At 39.2% G+C, this 15,952-nt stretch carries 17 protein-coding genes and 1 other annotated feature; of the genes, 3 read left to right on the forward strand and 14 right to left on the reverse strand.

Annotation, left to right across the window (positions count from 1 at the left end; translation table 11 throughout):
* Positions 1 to 157 precede the first annotated feature (157 nt).
* Entirely contained in the window at positions 158 to 1,123 is a 966-nt protein-coding gene (locus IGI66_RS10160; protein ID WP_438848835.1) for a DUF4767 domain-containing protein, read from the reverse strand.
* Positions 1,124 to 1,143: 20 nt separating this feature from the next.
* Positions 1,144 to 1,788: a DUF308 domain-containing protein gene (locus IGI66_RS10165; RefSeq protein ID WP_438848837.1), complete on the reverse strand. Its 645-nt coding sequence runs from the start codon at positions 1,786 to 1,788 to the stop codon at positions 1,144 to 1,146.
* Positions 1,789 to 1,912: 124 nt separating this feature from the next.
* On the opposite strand from IGI66_RS10165, the gene IGI66_RS10170 reads away from it, so the two are divergent.
* Positions 1,913 to 2,140, forward strand: coding sequence for a helix-turn-helix domain-containing protein (locus tag IGI66_RS10170; protein ID WP_010779501.1), 228 nt, complete (start codon positions 1,913 to 1,915; stop codon positions 2,138 to 2,140).
* Positions 2,141 to 2,419: 279 nt separating this feature from the next.
* Here IGI66_RS10170 and IGI66_RS10175 read toward each other — a convergent pair whose 3' ends face one another.
* Together IGI66_RS10175 and IGI66_RS10180 are read right to left on the reverse strand one after the other, a co-directional pair.
* Positions 2,420 to 3,226, reverse strand: coding sequence for a hypothetical protein (locus IGI66_RS10175; RefSeq protein ID WP_438848838.1), 807 nt, complete (start codon positions 3,224 to 3,226; stop codon positions 2,420 to 2,422).
* Positions 3,227 to 3,531: 305 nt separating this feature from the next.
* On the reverse strand, positions 3,532 to 3,819 hold the full coding sequence (locus tag IGI66_RS10180; RefSeq protein WP_438848840.1) for a helix-turn-helix domain-containing protein: 288 nt from the start codon (positions 3,817 to 3,819) through the stop codon (positions 3,532 to 3,534).
* 323 nt (positions 3,820 to 4,142) lie between these two features.
* Between IGI66_RS10180 and IGI66_RS10185 the strand changes: the two genes are divergently transcribed.
* Positions 4,143 to 4,853, forward strand: a complete 711-nt coding sequence (locus IGI66_RS10185; protein ID WP_438848842.1) for a helix-turn-helix transcriptional regulator — start codon at positions 4,143 to 4,145, stop codon at positions 4,851 to 4,853.
* A 129-nt stretch (positions 4,854 to 4,982) separates the two neighbouring features.
* Positions 4,983 to 6,125 carry a tyrosine-type recombinase/integrase gene (locus IGI66_RS10190; protein ID WP_438848843.1) on the forward strand — a complete coding sequence of 381 codons (1,143 nt, stop codon included), beginning with the start codon at positions 4,983 to 4,985 and terminating at the stop codon, positions 6,123 to 6,125.
* Positions 6,126 to 6,219: 94 nt separating this feature from the next.
* Here IGI66_RS10190 and sufB read toward each other — a convergent pair whose 3' ends face one another.
* The 10 genes from sufB to IGI66_RS10240 all read right to left on the reverse strand — a co-directional run bounded on the left by sufB (position 6,220) and on the right by IGI66_RS10240 (position 15,950).
* Complete coding sequence (gene sufB / locus IGI66_RS10195) at positions 6,220 to 7,614, reverse strand: Fe-S cluster assembly protein SufB (protein WP_010780172.1); 1,395 nt, start codon at positions 7,612 to 7,614, stop codon at positions 6,220 to 6,222.
* Positions 7,615 to 7,886: 272 nt separating this feature from the next.
* Positions 7,887 to 8,360: a Fe-S cluster assembly sulfur transfer protein SufU gene (gene sufU, locus IGI66_RS10200; RefSeq protein ID WP_010780171.1), complete on the reverse strand. Its 474-nt coding sequence runs from the start codon at positions 8,358 to 8,360 to the stop codon at positions 7,887 to 7,889.
* Positions 8,347 to 9,582: a cysteine desulfurase gene (locus IGI66_RS10205; RefSeq protein ID WP_438848846.1), complete on the reverse strand. Its 1,236-nt coding sequence runs from the start codon at positions 9,580 to 9,582 to the stop codon at positions 8,347 to 8,349. Before IGI66_RS10205 ends, sufU begins: the two co-directional genes overlap by 14 nt.
* Positions 9,582 to 10,859 (reverse strand): Fe-S cluster assembly protein SufD, encoded by a 1,278-nt coding sequence (sufD, locus tag IGI66_RS10210; RefSeq protein WP_010780169.1) that lies wholly within the window; start codon positions 10,857 to 10,859, stop codon positions 9,582 to 9,584. Before sufD ends, IGI66_RS10205 begins: the two co-directional genes overlap by 1 nt.
* A 13-nt stretch (positions 10,860 to 10,872) precedes the next feature.
* Positions 10,873 to 11,643, reverse strand: coding sequence for a Fe-S cluster assembly ATPase SufC (gene sufC / locus IGI66_RS10215; protein WP_010780168.1), 771 nt, complete (start codon positions 11,641 to 11,643; stop codon positions 10,873 to 10,875).
* A 139-nt stretch (positions 11,644 to 11,782) separates the two neighbouring features.
* Positions 11,783 to 12,205: a GFA family protein gene (locus IGI66_RS10220; protein ID WP_438848848.1), complete on the reverse strand. Its 423-nt coding sequence runs from the start codon at positions 12,203 to 12,205 to the stop codon at positions 11,783 to 11,785.
* 175 nt (positions 12,206 to 12,380) lie between these two features.
* A complete protein-coding gene (locus tag IGI66_RS10225; RefSeq protein ID WP_010780166.1) occupies positions 12,381 to 13,223 on the reverse strand; it encodes a MetQ/NlpA family ABC transporter substrate-binding protein in 843 nt (280 codons plus the stop codon).
* A 57-nt stretch (positions 13,224 to 13,280) separates the two neighbouring features.
* A complete protein-coding gene (locus IGI66_RS10230) occupies positions 13,281 to 13,967 on the reverse strand; it encodes a methionine ABC transporter permease (RefSeq protein ID WP_086303455.1) in 687 nt (228 codons plus the stop codon).
* The gene (locus IGI66_RS10235; protein ID WP_010780164.1) at positions 13,960 to 14,994 is read right to left on the reverse strand and encodes a methionine ABC transporter ATP-binding protein; all 1,035 of its coding nucleotides are present in this window, start codon (positions 14,992 to 14,994) and stop codon (positions 13,960 to 13,962) included. Before IGI66_RS10235 ends, IGI66_RS10230 begins: the two co-directional genes overlap by 8 nt.
* Positions 14,995 to 15,301: 307 nt before the next feature.
* Positions 15,302 to 15,554, reverse strand: a binding site (T-box leader).
* A gap of 63 nt (positions 15,555 to 15,617) precedes the next feature.
* A complete protein-coding gene (locus tag IGI66_RS10240; protein WP_438848851.1) occupies positions 15,618 to 15,950 on the reverse strand; it encodes a glycine cleavage system protein H in 333 nt (110 codons plus the stop codon).
* Between the last annotated feature and the right edge of the window lie 2 nt (positions 15,951 to 15,952).

The raw sequence follows: 15,952 nt of genomic DNA on the forward strand, positions 1-15,952 counted from the left end.
ATCAATGTTTATAAAGCTTTATTTCATTTCGTTTCATGTATCAAAACTTATTAACCTTTTGCAAAAGTCAAAAAAAGAGTACCCCAAGTGAGCACTGTAGCTCATTTAAAGGGTACCCTTAGTACGGTCACAAAACAACGGGGTGGGGTTCTCTATCCTATTCAATTCCTTGTATGATTCTACCGAAGATATGATTAGCTTGAGTTGGTTGTCCATCAATTAGAGTAATGGTGTACTCCGTTTCCAACGGCTCTTTTAAGCTTACTGTAACTCCTTCTCCCACCTTCTGCTGAACAGATAGACTAATTGCTTTCAGATGTTCAATTGCTTCTGATATAGCTTGCTTATCATTTGGAATAGACTCATCAACATAATAAATAATCCTTGTACCATTGCCATCATTTTCAGTCGTTAGATAACCTTTATAAGGTAATTGACCATAGTTGCTGATAAAGTAGCTGAGTTGCTCATCTTTGGTAAAATTTGATTTAACATCATCAAAAGTTACACTACTATTCACAATATTACTAAAGCCATCTCTAAGCTCTTTATTCTCTGTTTCGTTAAAGTATAAGTAATTATTCGGATTGCCTTGATTCTGGCTAGTTATTAACACTTTCGGTACTCCTGAATTAATGGAAAAGAAATAAACATGCTTCGATAAATAATCTTGTGTTTCTGCATCCGAATAAACAGCTACTAAAGAGTAACCTGATTCTTCCTCACCACTTTCTGACCAGTTTAAAACTATTGGCGTGTTACCAATAACCGCCTGCCACTTATTGTTATTAAGAATCGAGTCAGGGAGTTGTAAACCGTATAAATCAACATTATTATTCGGACTGTACTGTTTATACGTCTGATTCATGGTTTGTCCCCAAGTATTCATGAATGACTTGAGTTCATTATCTTTGCTACTACTCCACAAGCTTTGTCTAATCTCTTTTAAATTCTCACTTTCTTTAGTTGATGGGGCTTTATTTTTGTCCATTAATGTATTACTAGATTCTAGTTTATTCTCATTTAAATTGTTAGATTGATTAGTAGAACTATTTTTATTACATACTGTAATGATAAATAGTATACTCACTAAAAAAAAACTAGTTAATAAAAAATTTTTCATGGTTTCACTCCTCAACCTAATCAATAGTATAATAAATTATTTTCCTCTAAAATATCATTGGTTTCCTTTTCTAATTTGTCTAACTTAATTCGAATATCCCAAGCTTTCTCAGAAAATTTTCCACCTTTCTTTTTGTACCCTTGAACTTTCTCTTGTAACAAATCAAGTTGCTTTGATTGCAATGCCATTATCTTATTCCCGTCTTTATATATGTTGTTACTCAGATACCAAGGAACTTTGTAATCATTAATCATTTTATTAGCATCTTTAATCTTTCGTTCAGCTCTATTTAATACTTCTTTTATTTCCTCTGGACTTTTATCTTCATACTCTATCCCTAAGTTATCAAAGGCATTTTTTGTTAATTGTTGCGAATCTGATTCCAAATAGAAAACTATCTCATCAATTTGAGAATTGGTATCTTTTATAGTATTTACAGAGTTCCAATAGACTTCCCTAAACTCACTATGAGCCCACTTTTCAGCATCAATTGAGCTATTTGACCAGCTCGGAAAAATTGTAATACCAATTATAACTAATACGATACCCAAGACAAATTTCTTAAGACTTTTATTATCCTTTTGCTTATTTTTTACACCATCATATAGTTTTGTCAATCCTAAAATAATGACAATAGCCCCAAATAATTTTAATACAAAAATCACTTTACATTCCTCCTATACCAAAAATATGTCTAAAAAATCCAACAGATGGTGTCTTCAGAAACACCACATATACACGAATTATACTATAGCATTGTTTTTATATCAACGTGTTGAGGTGACATCTATGGAAAGAAAAGTAGAAGTTCAACTAAAAAAACTTGTTGCAGAAAGAAATATATCTCTTCGAGAACTTGCTAGACTATCTGATATAGAACCTTCTATTATTAATAAACTGGCAAACAATAAGCACGAAAGAATATATTTGCCTCATATTGAAAGAATTGCCGAATCTTTAGATATTGATGACATTGGTTTAATCTTAAAAATTGTACCTAAAATCGATAACATTTAGATTCCTAGAAGCTCTGGGAGAAGCTCAGGGAGTCCCTCTAAGCCATTTTATCGATAGACAAACAAACACTAGCCGATGAGGGGTTCAACGCTTTGTATCGCTCTTTATCACCCGAAGATAAGGTTAAAACCTTAGACTACATGAGGTTGTTACAAAGCAAGAAATAGAACGAAACAAATTTAAAGATCACCCAGCCAATTAAGAAGGGTGATCTTTAGACTTTAAAGCTAAATGGACTCATCATCTCCAATGTTATTTTCAAAAAAATCAATTAATAAGTTATATATTTTTCTCCTTCATTTGTTGAAGAATGTCTTTTACTTTGATTTCCAACCTATATACTCTTTTTTTGAAGGTTTCCTTAGAAATTTTATGTTTCTCGCATATACTGTCTTCGTCAAGTAATACCAAATCCAGTACAAGCTGCTTTTCCCTTGTTTTCAGAATTTCTGATTCTACCAACTCTTCTAGTAATTCAACGGTTTCTATCTCTTTCATATAATCAGTTACATTATTATAGTTATTTTCTAAGCTCAATATATCTCTTGAACTTAATTTCAATTTAAGTTCATATTCATTGGCAAATATATCTTCATGAGAAAAAATGTCTACACCCATTCCATTGTGAGTTGGACTCATCACTCTATAATAGTCAAGCTTCTCCTTTTTTTCTTTGGCTAACTGTTTACTAGACTTTCTTCTATATCCATTCCCAAGCATTAGTTCTCTTTTTAAATTTCTCTCTGAATTTTGCAACATATTATATTTCAACTTCATTGACTCTTCAGATTCTCCCTGTAATAATAGATGAAATTCCCAAATATCTTTATTGTCTTTTTCCAGTAGCTTCGCTCTTCTACAATATTCCGTCCATAAAGAGGCTACATACATATCGTATGTATCTTTATATTTAGGCATGTTAAGAGGTACAGACGTAGAATAATGCACTTCATAAACGTAAGTTTGGATATATGGCTTAATTAACTTAAAAAAGTGAACCCATACAATTTGTAAATCTCTTACATGTTTTTCCATTGGTAATACTTTTCTATCTAGTAATTTCTCATTATTTTCAATTTTATTCATAATCTTCTCCTTAATTGTCCAAGTTTGTATTTTTATTGGGCATTATATAGTTGTAAAACACTTTTCGGAATGTTCTTTCATCTTAATCTCTTCATGAAAATTTCTCAGTATACTTAACTACTAACCTTTTAATCTAAATCAAAATTCTTTGTATATTTAATTATTTTTGTGTTTCTTTAAATTGGTACTGAAATAGAAGTTAGAATTGAAAGCTGAGTGGTTTTCTCAGCTTTCTACAGGTTTTTTTAAGGGGCGTGCCCCTTGAATAGCTATCCTTGTGTTCTTTTTTAAAAAGTACCTTCAAGCTAACTTCTATGACTTAACATAAAAGCATCTAGGTCAGATTTAGAAATTCTTTGAACACCATCAATTTTAGTAATAGCTAGATCATACTCAGAAATATATCTTTTCAATGTATTTAAAGAAACATCTAAGTATTTAGAAGCATCCTTCAACTTCATATATTCAGAATACTTATTACTAGTGTTCAGTAAAAAATAGATATCCTCTTTTAACTTTTCAATCTCCCCTTCCAACACTTGTTGAACTGTCTTAGTAATGACACTATCAATTGTTATGTCTTCTGTTAACATAAATTCCATCCTTTCATTAGTTTTCTGTATCTCTCTTTTTAAAATCACTAAAAAAGCACAGACTCCCCCTCTCATCAAAATAAAGTAAAAAAACTTTAATTAGACAAGAAGCATTGAAAGTCTGTGCTGTAAGCTTCTTTATATATTACATGATTACTATACCATAAAACAGGGTGTTTGTCAAAGCCCTATTTTAATTAATTGCTATTTATATTAAATCATTTTGAAATACTAGTATTCAGTGTGCTATTTTTAAAAATACAAAAACAGGGTATTGACAAACACCCTTTTCTGTTGTATACTATTTACAAGGAGATGATAATATGACTTACTCACTTCCTCTAACTTCTAGTGACAGAGACAAACACCGAGGTCAGAGAATTAAAAAAATTCGTAAAGAATTAAAATTGACTCAAGTAGACTTTGGTATACTTGTCTCTAAAAATAAGAGTATGGACAGAAAAACTGTTTACGATTGGGAAATAGGTAAATTTTGTCCTAATGATGAAAGTTTAAAAAAAATAGCCAAAATAGGAAATATTAGTATTGAGGAACTCTTGTTTGGATCATTTGACAGCTACATTTTAGGATTGATTCTAAATGGTGATACATTAATTCAAAATGAATTTAGTTCTACAGATTTATCACTCTATGATTACCTAAAATTTTCAAATAGACCTGTAACAGCTAGTCTATTTAAAAATTTAGATATAGAAAAGAAAAAAGATATCTCTTATAAGACACTGGAAATTAGCCGTAAAAAAAAGCTAACACACTATGATACTAGAAAGATTAGCGATATTTTTACTGATGTTGTCACAAACTACACAGAAGGAGATATTTCTTATCTTACCCTTTCAATTTTAGAAAATTTAGACTTAATTGAAACTGAATGGCTACCAGATCAAGTTAAGGATAATTCTTCTGAATCAAATAAATTCTCTGACGATGGGCTAATTGCAATATCTAATGCCATTACTCATTTTAGACATGAACTAAATATCATTAATAACCAATACAGTAAGCTAAAATAATGGAGGTGTATAAGATGGAGCGATACTAAGCGTAACATCTTAAAATAAACAGAAACTAAAATTTAGATTTACTCCTACTATTGCTCCCAATAGACTATATCTATTGACCGATATCTAGGAGGAAAGAAAATGGCAAAAATATCAAAGTACAAAAAGAATAACGGTCAAGTAGCATGGATGTTCAAAGGACACGTAGCCACTGATCCACGAACTGGAGAAAAAGTAAATACCACACGTAGAGGCTTTAAAACTAGGCAAGATGCAAAAAAATCACTTGATGAACTAGCATACGAGATAAAGTACGGGGTCAAGAAGAAAGCTTCTGATATGACTTTCGAGGACTTGTATGAAGAATGGATAACCCATCAACGATCAAGTGTTAAACCTTCGACAGTAGCTATATCTGTTAGGTTTGCTAAAAATCAAATACTGCCTGAGTTTGGTAAGTTGAAATTAACGGATATTTCTGTCCCATACTGCCAGAAAGTCTTAAGTAAATGGCATGCAAAATATAAGATGTGGGATTCTATTCGAAAACAGACTGGACAGATTTTAGCCTATGGCGTTTCTATGGAATATATTGATAGTAACCCTATGAGAAAAACAATGCGTCCTAAGCATAAAGAGTATGAGGAAAAACGAAAGTTCTATACTAAGGATGAATTGAATACCTTGCTAGATGCATTCAAGAACTTTGGAAACACTAAGCAATATGCTTTCTTCAGATTACTAGCATATACTGGGATGAGAAAAAGTGAAGTTCTTGCATTACAGTGGAAAGATATTGATATGTTTAATAAGGAACTGCATGTTAACAAAACAGTTGCGATGGATGAACATAAGAATATCATAATCCAAACACCTAAAACCAAAGCCTCAAGAAGAACGATTTCTCTTGATAAAGGGACTTTAGCAATCCTAAATGACTGGAAGATGCAACAAAGAACTGAATATCTTAAACTAGGCTATAATACGAGCTCAGAAGAGCAATATGTTTTTACAACACTTAAAAACACGCTATACATTCCAAACACTGTGAATGATTGGTTAAGATATATTTTGAAAAAGTATAACTTACCTCGTATTACGCCTCATGGGTTCAGACATACCCATGCTAGTTTGCTATTAGAAGCTGGAGAATCTGTTAAGGTAGTTCAACAACGATTAGGGCATGAAAATAGTAAAGTGACATTAGACATCTATGCACACATTACAAACAACGCACCTAAGAAAACTGGTCAAGAGTTTGCTGATATGATGGCTCATCAGTAAGAAAGCTGGTCAAAAGCTGGTCATTTCTACTAAGAAGATAAAACAAAAAAGCTAGAATCCTTATATATCAAGGGTTCTAGCTCCTGTAACAGGTTTAACCTACACTGCCTTCCATCTCATACTGAATCAGACGGTTCAACTCTACAGCGTATTCCATTGGTAATTCCTTCGTAAATGGTTCCACGAATCCCATAACGATCATTTCAGTCGCTTCTTGTTCTGAAATTCCACGACTCATCAGATAGTACAATTGTTCTTCGGAAATTTTTGATACCTTCGCTTCGTGTTCCAAAGAAACATTTCCATTCAAGATTTCATTGTACGGGATCGTATCTGAGCTTGAGCGGTCGTCCATGATGATCGTATCGCATTCGATGTGGCTGAATGAGCCGGCACTGTTTCGACCAAAGCGGACGGTTCCGCGATAGTCTACTGCACCGCCATCTTTTGCGATGGATTTTGAAACGATCGTACTTGACGTGTTTGGTGCGTTGTGAATCATACGGGCACCATTATCCAGCACGATATTTTTTCCGGCTACAGCGATCGACAGCATCGTTCCGCGAGCGCCATTGCCTTCCATATACACACTTGGGTATTTCATGGTTACTTTTGAGCCTAAGTTGCCGTCGACCCATTCCATGGTCGCATTTTCTTGGGCCTGTCCACGCTTGGTTTCCAAGCTGTAGACATTGTTCGACCAGTTTTGGATCGTCGTGTAACGGCAATAGCCGTCTTTTTTAACGAACACTTCGACGACTGCGGCATGCAGGCTGTCAGAAGAGTAGGTTGGCGCTGTACAGCCTTCAACATAGTTGATGCTTGCGCCTTCGTCCACGATGATCAAGGTCCGTTCAAACTGTCCGGTATTCGCGGAGTTGATTCGGAAGTACGACTGGATCGGAATATCCGTCTTCACACCTTTTGGTACATAGATAAACGTACCGCCAGACCAAGCAGCTGAGTTTAACGCAGCCAGTTTATTGTCTGATGGTGGCACCAATGTGCCGAAGTATTCTTTGAATAATTCAGGATACTCCTTCAAGGCTGAATCGGTATCGGTGAAGACGATCCCTAATTTGGTGAACTCGTCTTTCATGTTGTGGTACACCACTTCTGATTCGTATTGGGCAGAGGCACCAGCCAAGTAGGCACGTTCTGCTTCAGGAATCCCTAAACGTTCAAACGTGGTTTTGATTTCTTCTGGCACATCGTCCCAATCGCGCGCTGGTTTGTCGCTTGAACGGATGAAGTAATTGATTTTATCGTAATCCAAGTCGGACAGATCAGGTCCATAATTGGGCATCTCTAATTTTCTGAATGTTTCTAGCGATTTCAAACGGAAATCCAACATCCATTCTGGTTCTCCTTTTGCGCGGGAGATTTCGCGAATAACTTCTTCGGAGAGACCTTCACCTGTTGTAAAAACGGGCTCGATGTCATCGTGGAAGCCAAATTGATATTCCTCTTGCATTTCAGGTACACTCATGTATTCCCGCTCCTTATTCGTTTTAATGTATTTATTTTTCCTACAGAAAAATAAGTTTGTTTCTCATGCCGTATGTCATTCCTCTATACAGCTTCTTTCTTGTTTTAGACGTACCTTAAATGTAGTCATTCTACAAAATAGACTGCGAAAAGAGGCGCCATCTCTAATGTAAAAGGTGAAAATTTGAAGCAAATTTTCTTATTGTCGTTGGCATACGATTCCACTAACGTATTAAAATACGAAGTGGAACTCGCAACTGGCATCCTCCTTGATTAATCTTTATGAAATTGTCCTTCTCGGGCTTTGCCTTGTTCGCTGGTCAGCGCCTTGCCTAGTGCTTTCCAGGCTAGCGTCGAGCATTTGATACGGGCGGGGAATTTTGCGACCCCACTGAGCATCGCTGCATCGCCCAACTCTTCTTCGTCTTTTTCTGGAATCTCATTGCCTTGGACCATTTGGGCAAAGATCACGGCCAAATGTTCTGCTTCTGAGACAGGCTTGCCGATCACAACATCGGTCATCATGGAAGCACTGGCTGTGGAGATCGAACAGCCGCTGCCGGAAAATGCGATGTCGGTAATCACGTCGTCTTTCACGATCAATTCAAGTTCGATCACATCTCCGCAGGTGGGATTGTTCATCTCGATCGTTCGCGTCGAATCACTCAACTTTCCACGGTGATGGGGATGCGAGGAATGGTCCAAGATCACCTGACGATATAAATTGTCTAATTTAGAGAGCGCCATCTTTGAAAAACTCCTTCGTCGCCTGAATTGCTTCGATCAAACGGTCCGCATCTTCTTTCGTATTGTAGAAATAGAAGCTGGCACGCGCCGTAGCTGGCAGATTCAAATAGTTCATTAAAGGTTGTGCACAATGGTGCCCCGCACGTACCGCGACACCTTCCATATCTAAAGCGGTCGCTACATCATGAGGATGAATCCCCTCCAGATTAAAAGCGATCACGCCGGTATGCTGTTCTGGATCTTGCGGCCCATAGACCGTTACACCGCCGATTGCCTGAAGCTTCGGCAACACGTAGGCAACCAATTCTTGCTCATAGTGATGGATATTCTCCATTCCGATCTCGTTCAGATAATCGATTGCCGCACCTAAAGCGATCGCTCCAGCGATATTAGGTGTCCCTGCTTCAAATTTCCATGGCAATTCCTTCCATGTGCTTTCGTAAAGGTTCACGAAATCGATCATCTCGCCGCCAAATTCCACAGGTTCCATTTGCTCTAACCACTGGCGTTTGCCATATAATACACCGATTCCGGTTGGTCCGCACATCTTATGCCCGCTAAAGGCAAAGAAATCTGCATCCAGCTCTTGGACATCCACGGTCATATGCGGTGCTGCTTGTGCACCATCCACGATCATTACCGCGTTGTTTGCATGAGCCAGCTCCGTTAATTCTTTGATTGGATTGATCACACCAAGAACATTTGACACGTAAGTCAAGGAGACGATCGCCGTTTTTTCGTTGATGATCTCTTTTACAGCAGCGCTATCAAGAAAGCCTTCCGCTGTTAATGGCACATACCGCAACGTCGCTCCCTTGCGTTCAGCTAATTGCTGCCACGGAATGATATTGGAATGATGCTCCATATAAGAAATCACGATCTCATCGCCTTCTTTAATGAAAGCATCGCCATAGCTGCGGGCCAACCAGTTCAAGCCAGTTGTCGTTCCCCGAGTAAACAGCACTTCCGCTGTTTCCTTGGCATTGATGAAGGCGCGGACTTTTTCACGACTGTCTTCATAATCTTTTGTCGCCCGCTCGGCTAGCGTATGCACGCCGCGGTGAACATTGGCATTATCATGTTCATAATAATGACGTAACACATCCAAGACTTGTGTCGGCTTTTGTGTAGTGGCCGCGTTGTCTAAATAAACAAGTGATTCATCATTTACTTCTTGGAAAAGAATTGGAAAATCTTTTCTAATAGTAGAAAACTCCCTCATTATTTGCTCAACTTCCCTTCGATCGTCGCGATCAATTGCTCTTGAGTGGCTTTGACAGGAATAGCAGTGATTACAGGTCCTAAGAATCCACGGATAACCAAACGTTCCGCCGCCGCTTTTTCAAGCCCACGACTCATTAAATAGAAGAGTTCATCTGGGTCGACACGACCAACACTGGCCGCGTGTCCGGCAGTGACTTCATTTTCGTCGATCAATAAAATAGGATTGGCGTCGCCCCGTGATTTTTCAGAAAGCATCAATACACGACTTTCTTGTTGGGCATCCGCGCCTTTTGCGCCTTTTAAAATATGCCCGATCCCATTAAAGGTCAAGGTTGATTTTTCTAAGATAACGCCGTGCTGCAAAATGTGCCCAATCGTATGAGGGGCTTTATTCGTTACACGCGTGTCGATTCCTTGGATTTGCTTACCATCGCTGATCGCAACGATCTTCACTTCCGCATGAGAGCCTTCTCCCACTAAATCTGAGTCAAAGTCTGCGATCACATTGCCGTCATTCATGATGCCGATTGCCCAGTCGATCATCGAATCACGCATCAGATAGCCGCGTCGGTTCATGTAAGTCGCGATATTTGCCCCCATTGAATCCACTGCTGAGAATTTCACTCGCGCACCTGGTTTGGTAATGACTTCGACGACTACATTTCCTGAAAGCTTCTTCGCTGCATCGCCTTGAGATTCAAAGCGTTCTAAATAAGAGAATTCACTGTTGTCTCCAGCCACGATCAAGACATGCTTGAAGAAGTGAGCATCGTCATCTCCGTTGTGCAAGAATAAACTTTCGATCGGTTCTTCGATCACGACATTTTTCGGTACATATAAGAAGACACCGTTGTTCATGAAGGCTGCATGAAGAGCCGTCAGTGAATTTTCTTCTACTGGTACAGCCTTTTGCATATAGTATTCTTGGACTAGCTCAGGATGCTCCTGCATCGCAGTGACTAAGTCCGTGAAGATCACCCCTTGATCCGCCAATTTTGGTGAAATCTGTTCGAAGACAGTGGTTTCACCTGCTTGTACGATCATCGGATTGTCTTTCATTTGATCAAAGCTTGGGATCGTTCCCGTTGCTTCTTGATGTTCAGGCTTTACATTGTATAGGTTCCAACGAGCGAATTTTACCTTTTCAATGACAGGCAAAGGCAATTCGTCGATCTTGTTTAACGCATTGACCCGTAAATCAGTCATCCATTGAGGTTCGGCCCATTCGGCTGAGAAAGCTTTGACGGCCTCAAGATATTCTGTCCATTTTTTCATCTATCTTGCCCTCCTAAACTTCTTCTTTGTAATCAATACCTAATTCAGCAGAGATCCCTGCGTAGCCTTCAGCTTCCAAGCGTTTCGCTAAGTCTGCATCTCCGGTCAAGACTACTCGACCATCCATCATGATATGCACCACATCTGGTACGATGTAATTCAATAGACGTTGGTAATGGGTAATGATCAAAGCACCAAAAGTATCTCCGCGCATTTCATTGATCCCTTTAGCAACCACTTTCAAGGCATCGATATCTAACCCTGAGTCGATTTCATCTAGAATCGCAAAGGTTGGCTCGATCATTAATAATTGTAAAATTTCGTTGCGTTTCTTTTCTCCGCCAGAGAAGCCTTCATTCAAATAGCGTTCCGCCATTTCTTCTGGCATGTTCAACAATTCCATTTTTTTATCCAATTTTTTTAAGAACTGCATCACAGAGATTTTGTCCTCTTCTTCACGACGAGCATTCATCGCTGCCCGCATGAATTCGGCATTACTGATCCCTGGAATTTCACTTGGGTATTGCATCGCTAAGAACAATCCTAAGCGCGCACGCTCATCGACTTCCAAGTCCAAGATATTTTTGCCATCGAAAAGGACCTCGCCCTTCGTCACTTCATAGTTTGGGTTCCCCATGATCGCTGCTGACAGCGTGGATTTCCCTGTCCCATTCGGACCCATGATCGCGTGGATCTCCCCTGTTTTCATTACAAGGTTTACACCTTTTAAGATTTCTTTATCCTCAATGGCAACGTGCAAGTCTTTGATTTCTAAAACTGACATGAAAGTACCTCCAAAATTTTTTTCTCGTTCTCACATATTTTAATCTAAATGAGAATGGAATACAAACCGATTCACCAAGTTTCTTCCTAAAAACGACCCTTTATTTAGAATAATTATAAAATTGCTTCGTGGACTCCTTCTACTCTAAATCATCAAAAAGTCGTTCCATAAAGGCTGCTTCTGTTAATTTCTCTGTCCACTCTTGATAATGGAAGAACGTCGGCTTCTGATCATAAAAGATTTCTTCCTTCAGCATGGCGTGATCCAATGCATCGAACAGCCCTGCTGGAAAATAATACGTATCATCCGCCAAACTGTGGTAGAACAAGCTGCTTCCGCATACATTGCACGAGCCTCGTTCCGCCCACTCTGAAGACATAAAACGTCGGATCTTTGTCTCGCCCTGCATCACAAAGGCTTCAGGCAAGATTCCCGGCAACGACAAAAACGGGCCTCCAAAAAATTTTTGACACATATGACAATGACAAACCGTGATTTCTTCTGCTATTTCAGGAATAACGATGTTTACTTTACCACACAAACAGCTTCCTGCTGCATTCATTTTCTCCACGTCCTCTCTGTATCTTCTTATATTCAGTGTAACAGCTCACAGTCTGTAAAACAGAGTTTTTTCTGACCGCCGCGCCCGTCTCACCTCTAGTATTCTCGGTCTCGAGACAAACAAAAAAGACCACGCCTGATTGACCGGCGTGGTCCTTGAAGAAGGAGCGTTAAACTTATTTATCGACGGGTTTTACAGAACCGTCCCATTTTTCTAAGATCCAATCTTGCACGTCTTTCTCATGTAAGACTTTGACTAATTTTTGAATACGAGGGTCGTCCTTGTCTTCTGTGCGCACTGCTAAGATATTCGCATAAGGTGACGTATCTTTTTCAAGCAATACGGCATCTTTGACTGGATTCAAGCCAGCACCGTAGGCAAAGTTCGCATTGATCGCTACTAGGTCGCCTTCGTCATTGCTGTAGGTCGTCGCCAACAAAGCTGGATCAATTGAATGATCGAATTTCAATTTTTTAGGATTTTCAGCAATATCATCAAACGTTGCTGTTTCTAAATCAACGCCGTCCTTCACTTTCACTAAACCAGCATCCTGCAAGATCGTAATGATCCGGCCCCAGTCTGATTCAGAGCTTGAGGTGATAACCGTTGCGCCTTCTTTTAGATCCTTGATGTCTTTGATTTTCTTAGAGTACAAGCCCATTGGTTCGATGTGAATCGCACCGGCATCGGTAAATTTGTAATCATTTTCCTTCACAGCCTTTTCAAAGAATGGCTTATGTTGGAAGTAGTTCGCGTCAATGTCTTTATCTGCTAATGCTTTGTTTGGCAATACATAGTCATCAAATTTTTTGACTTCTAATTTGATGCCCTCTTTTTCAAGCAATGGTTTTACGTGTTCTAAAATTTCTGCGTGCGGTGTAGGAGATGCCCCTACAACTAATGTATCGCTTTTTTCTTTACTGCTGCTGTCAGAAGAAGCAGAGTTGTTATTTCCACAAGCTGCTAATCCGATCGTTAATAACCCTACTGCTGCAAAACCTAAAATTTTCTTTTTCATTGGTAGTTCCTCCTAAGTAGTATTGTTTTTATTTTTAAGAATAATAGCTATTCTGTGTTAACGTTTGTCCGTCCGTTTAGTTAAGAAGTCACCGATTCCTTGAACGATAAAGACGATGATCAAAATGATCACTGTCGCTACCAGTGTCACGGTATAATTGCCTCGTTGATACCCTTCTTGCCATGCCAGCGCACCTAATCCTCCTGCACCAATGGCCCCAGCCATCGCTGTAAAACCAATCATCGATACAGATGTCACTGTCAGACCTGAGATCAATGCAGGCAAGCTTTCAGGGATCAGCACTTTGTAGATCGTTTGAAAATAGCTGGCTCCCATTGCATCGGCTGCTTCTAAGACACCAGAATCAACCTCACGAAACGCAATTTCGACCAATCGCGCATAAAACGGTGCTGCGGATAATACAAGTGCCGGAATTGCTGCTTTTGCCCCCAGCATCGTGCCCACTAACGCTTTCGTAAATGGAATGATCAATACCATCAAAATCATGAAAGGCGTTGACCGGAAAATATTGCTGAGAATCGAGACCAAACTATATAAAATACTGCGAGCCGCAGAATGCTTTCTCCCTAAGGAATAAAGCAGCAAGCCCAATAACAGACCTAGAACAAATACGATCAACATGGATATAACTGTCATGAACAAGGTGTCATTGATCGCTTCCTTTAAGGTATCCCAAGAAACCTGTTGAAAATTTAAATACGTTTCTGAAAAACTTTTATCCACGATGCAGCACCTCCACTCCAACTTGCTGACTTTCAATAAAGGCGATAGCTTCTGTGATACTGTCTGCGTCACCCGCAAATTGAACCGTCAGTGTTCCAAAAGAACTTCCTGTCGCACGTTCGATATTTCCATAAACTATACTGATGTTAATTGGAAATTTACGAATGGCTTGAGACACCACAGGCTCATTGGCATTGTTTTCTAAGAAATGCAATGTTGCCAAAGTACCCGTTGGATTTTCCTTGATAAATTCTTTTAATAACTCCGATGGATCTGCTTTTGGCTCAAGATCCTGCTGAACGAAAATTTTCGTTACGTCCTGTTGCGGATGGCGGAAAACTTCGCGAACCGAGCCTTCCTCTACGATTTTTCCTAATTCCATCACCGCTACCTTGTTGCAGATTTTACGGATCACGTTCATTTCATGCGTGATCAACACGATCGTCAGCCCTAGTTTCTTATTGATATTGGCTAATAGCTCTAAAACCTCTTCTGTCGTTTGAGGGTCTAGTGCGCTGGTTGCTTCGTCGCAAAGCAGGATATCTGGATCATTTGCTAAGGCTCTGGCGATACCGACCCGCTGCTTTTGTCCGCCGGATAATTGAGAGGGATACGCATCTCCTCTGCCGTCGAGTCCGACCAGGCTAAGTAACTCTTCCGCCTTTTTACGACGCTGCTCTTTTGAAACACCCGCCAATTCTAGCGGCAATTGGATATTTTCGATCACTGTCCGCGACCACAATAAATTGAAATGCTGAAAGATCATTCCAACCTTTTTCCGAAAGGTTCGTAATGCTGAACCCTGCAATGCTGCGACATCCTCACCATTGACTAAAACTTGCCCCGCTGTTGGTGCTTCCAATCCATTTAATAATCGAACCAATGTGCTCTTTCCAGCACCTGAATAACCGACAATACCATAGACATCCTTTTCTTCGATCGCTAAATTGATCCCATCGACTGCGTGGATCGGTCCTTTTTTACCGGCAAAACTTTTTCCTACTTGATTTAACTCAATCAACGCCATGATTCTTACTTCCTTTCTCGATAACTGATTAGCTTACAGCTAGTTCAGATATGTAACTATTTTTCATTTCGCTTGTCATTGGACTAATCTGCGTCAATTTTGATGAAGCAGTTTGACAGCTATCTCGGATGAATAGTAATCATTTTTCGAAAACCGCGAAAAATGAATCTGATTCTCGCTACGCATATCTTTCTGCTAAACAGCTTGCTCATAATGTCGTTAATAAAATTTTTTTCACGTCATACTGAGCAAACTGCGAAAAGCAGAACAGACAAAAAAGCTTCCGCCCTAAAATGTACAAATGTACACTTAGGACGAAAGCTTTGACTTCCGTGTTACCACCTAATATTTGTTCTGACCTTGCGATCACAACCTCTACCAGTACTTGCTATACGCGTATACTGAGGTGCTGTAACGGGCACTCCCGTGATAGACTTGGCACACGCTTCGTCCATCCTGCTCAAAGACCATTTTCCATCTCATTACTGCAACCCCTTTTCAGCATACCGGAGCTCTCTTTGTACTTTAATCAGATGTACTTTTCTTTTCATCGCTTTCTCATGTGTATGAAAGGATTATATCAGGCAGATTTTATCCTGTCAAACATCAAATGAAAAATTTCTTTATAAGTTTTCAAACTCGCTGATTTCAACTTCCCGTAAGGAAAGAATCCAAGCATCCAGTTCTTCTTTGCCATTTAAAGCTGCAGGATCAGCGCTCACTTTTTCACTGATAGAAGACACTACACCCGTCAATGGGCTTTTGAATTCTTGTACTGCCTTTTCTGCTTCAATCTCAACTAACGGTTCACCAGCTTTGACAGCTTGTCCGATTTTCGGCAGTGAAATGAATGTCACGTCACCTAATGTCTCTGCCATTTCAGCTGTTAGACCCATGCAATAATCTTTGTCGTTGTGCAAGATCCATAAACCATCATTTTTTTTCAAGTAAGTCATTT

The sequence above is a fragment of the Enterococcus sp. AZ048 genome (genome assembly GCF_051715125.1).
In the GTDB taxonomy this organism is placed as follows: Bacteria; Bacillota; Bacilli; order Lactobacillales; family Enterococcaceae; genus Enterococcus_A; species Enterococcus_A gilvus.

Coding starts and splice junctions, on each gene's coding strand:
- IGI66_RS10175 (WP_438848838.1), bottom strand. CDS start 3,226: ATGAATAAAATTGAAAATAATGAGAAATTACTAGATAGAAAAGTATTA.
- IGI66_RS10170 (WP_010779501.1), top strand. CDS start 1,913: ATGGAAAGAAAAGTAGAAGTTCAACTAAAAAAACTTGTTGCAGAAAGA.
- sufB (WP_010780172.1), bottom strand. CDS start 7,614: ATGAGTGTACCTGAAATGCAAGAGGAATATCAATTTGGCTTCCACGAT.
- IGI66_RS10180 (WP_438848840.1), bottom strand. CDS start 3,819: ATGTTAACAGAAGACATAACAATTGATAGTGTCATTACTAAGACAGTT.
- IGI66_RS10205 (WP_438848846.1), bottom strand. CDS start 9,582: ATGAGGGAGTTTTCTACTATTAGAAAAGATTTTCCAATTCTTTTCCAA.
- IGI66_RS10220 (WP_438848848.1), bottom strand. CDS start 12,205: ATGAATGCAGCAGGAAGCTGTTTGTGTGGTAAAGTAAACATCGTTATT.
- IGI66_RS10225 (WP_010780166.1), bottom strand. CDS start 13,223: ATGAAAAAGAAAATTTTAGGTTTTGCAGCAGTAGGGTTATTAACGATC.
- sufC (WP_010780168.1), bottom strand. CDS start 11,643: ATGTCAGTTTTAGAAATCAAAGACTTGCACGTTGCCATTGAGGATAAA.
- IGI66_RS10185 (WP_438848842.1), top strand. CDS start 4,143: ATGACTTACTCACTTCCTCTAACTTCTAGTGACAGAGACAAACACCGA.
- IGI66_RS10160 (WP_438848835.1), bottom strand. CDS start 1,123: ATGAAAAATTTTTTATTAACTAGTTTTTTTTTAGTGAGTATACTATTT.
- IGI66_RS10235 (WP_010780164.1), bottom strand. CDS start 14,994: ATGGCGTTGATTGAGTTAAATCAAGTAGGAAAAAGTTTTGCCGGTAAA.
- sufU (WP_010780171.1), bottom strand. CDS start 8,360: ATGGCGCTCTCTAAATTAGACAATTTATATCGTCAGGTGATCTTGGAC.
- sufD (WP_010780169.1), bottom strand. CDS start 10,859: ATGAAAAAATGGACAGAATATCTTGAGGCCGTCAAAGCTTTCTCAGCC.
- IGI66_RS10190 (WP_438848843.1), top strand. CDS start 4,983: ATGGCAAAAATATCAAAGTACAAAAAGAATAACGGTCAAGTAGCATGG.
- IGI66_RS10240 (WP_438848851.1), bottom strand. CDS start 15,950: ATGACTTACTTGAAAAAAAATGATGGTTTATGGATCTTGCACAACGAC.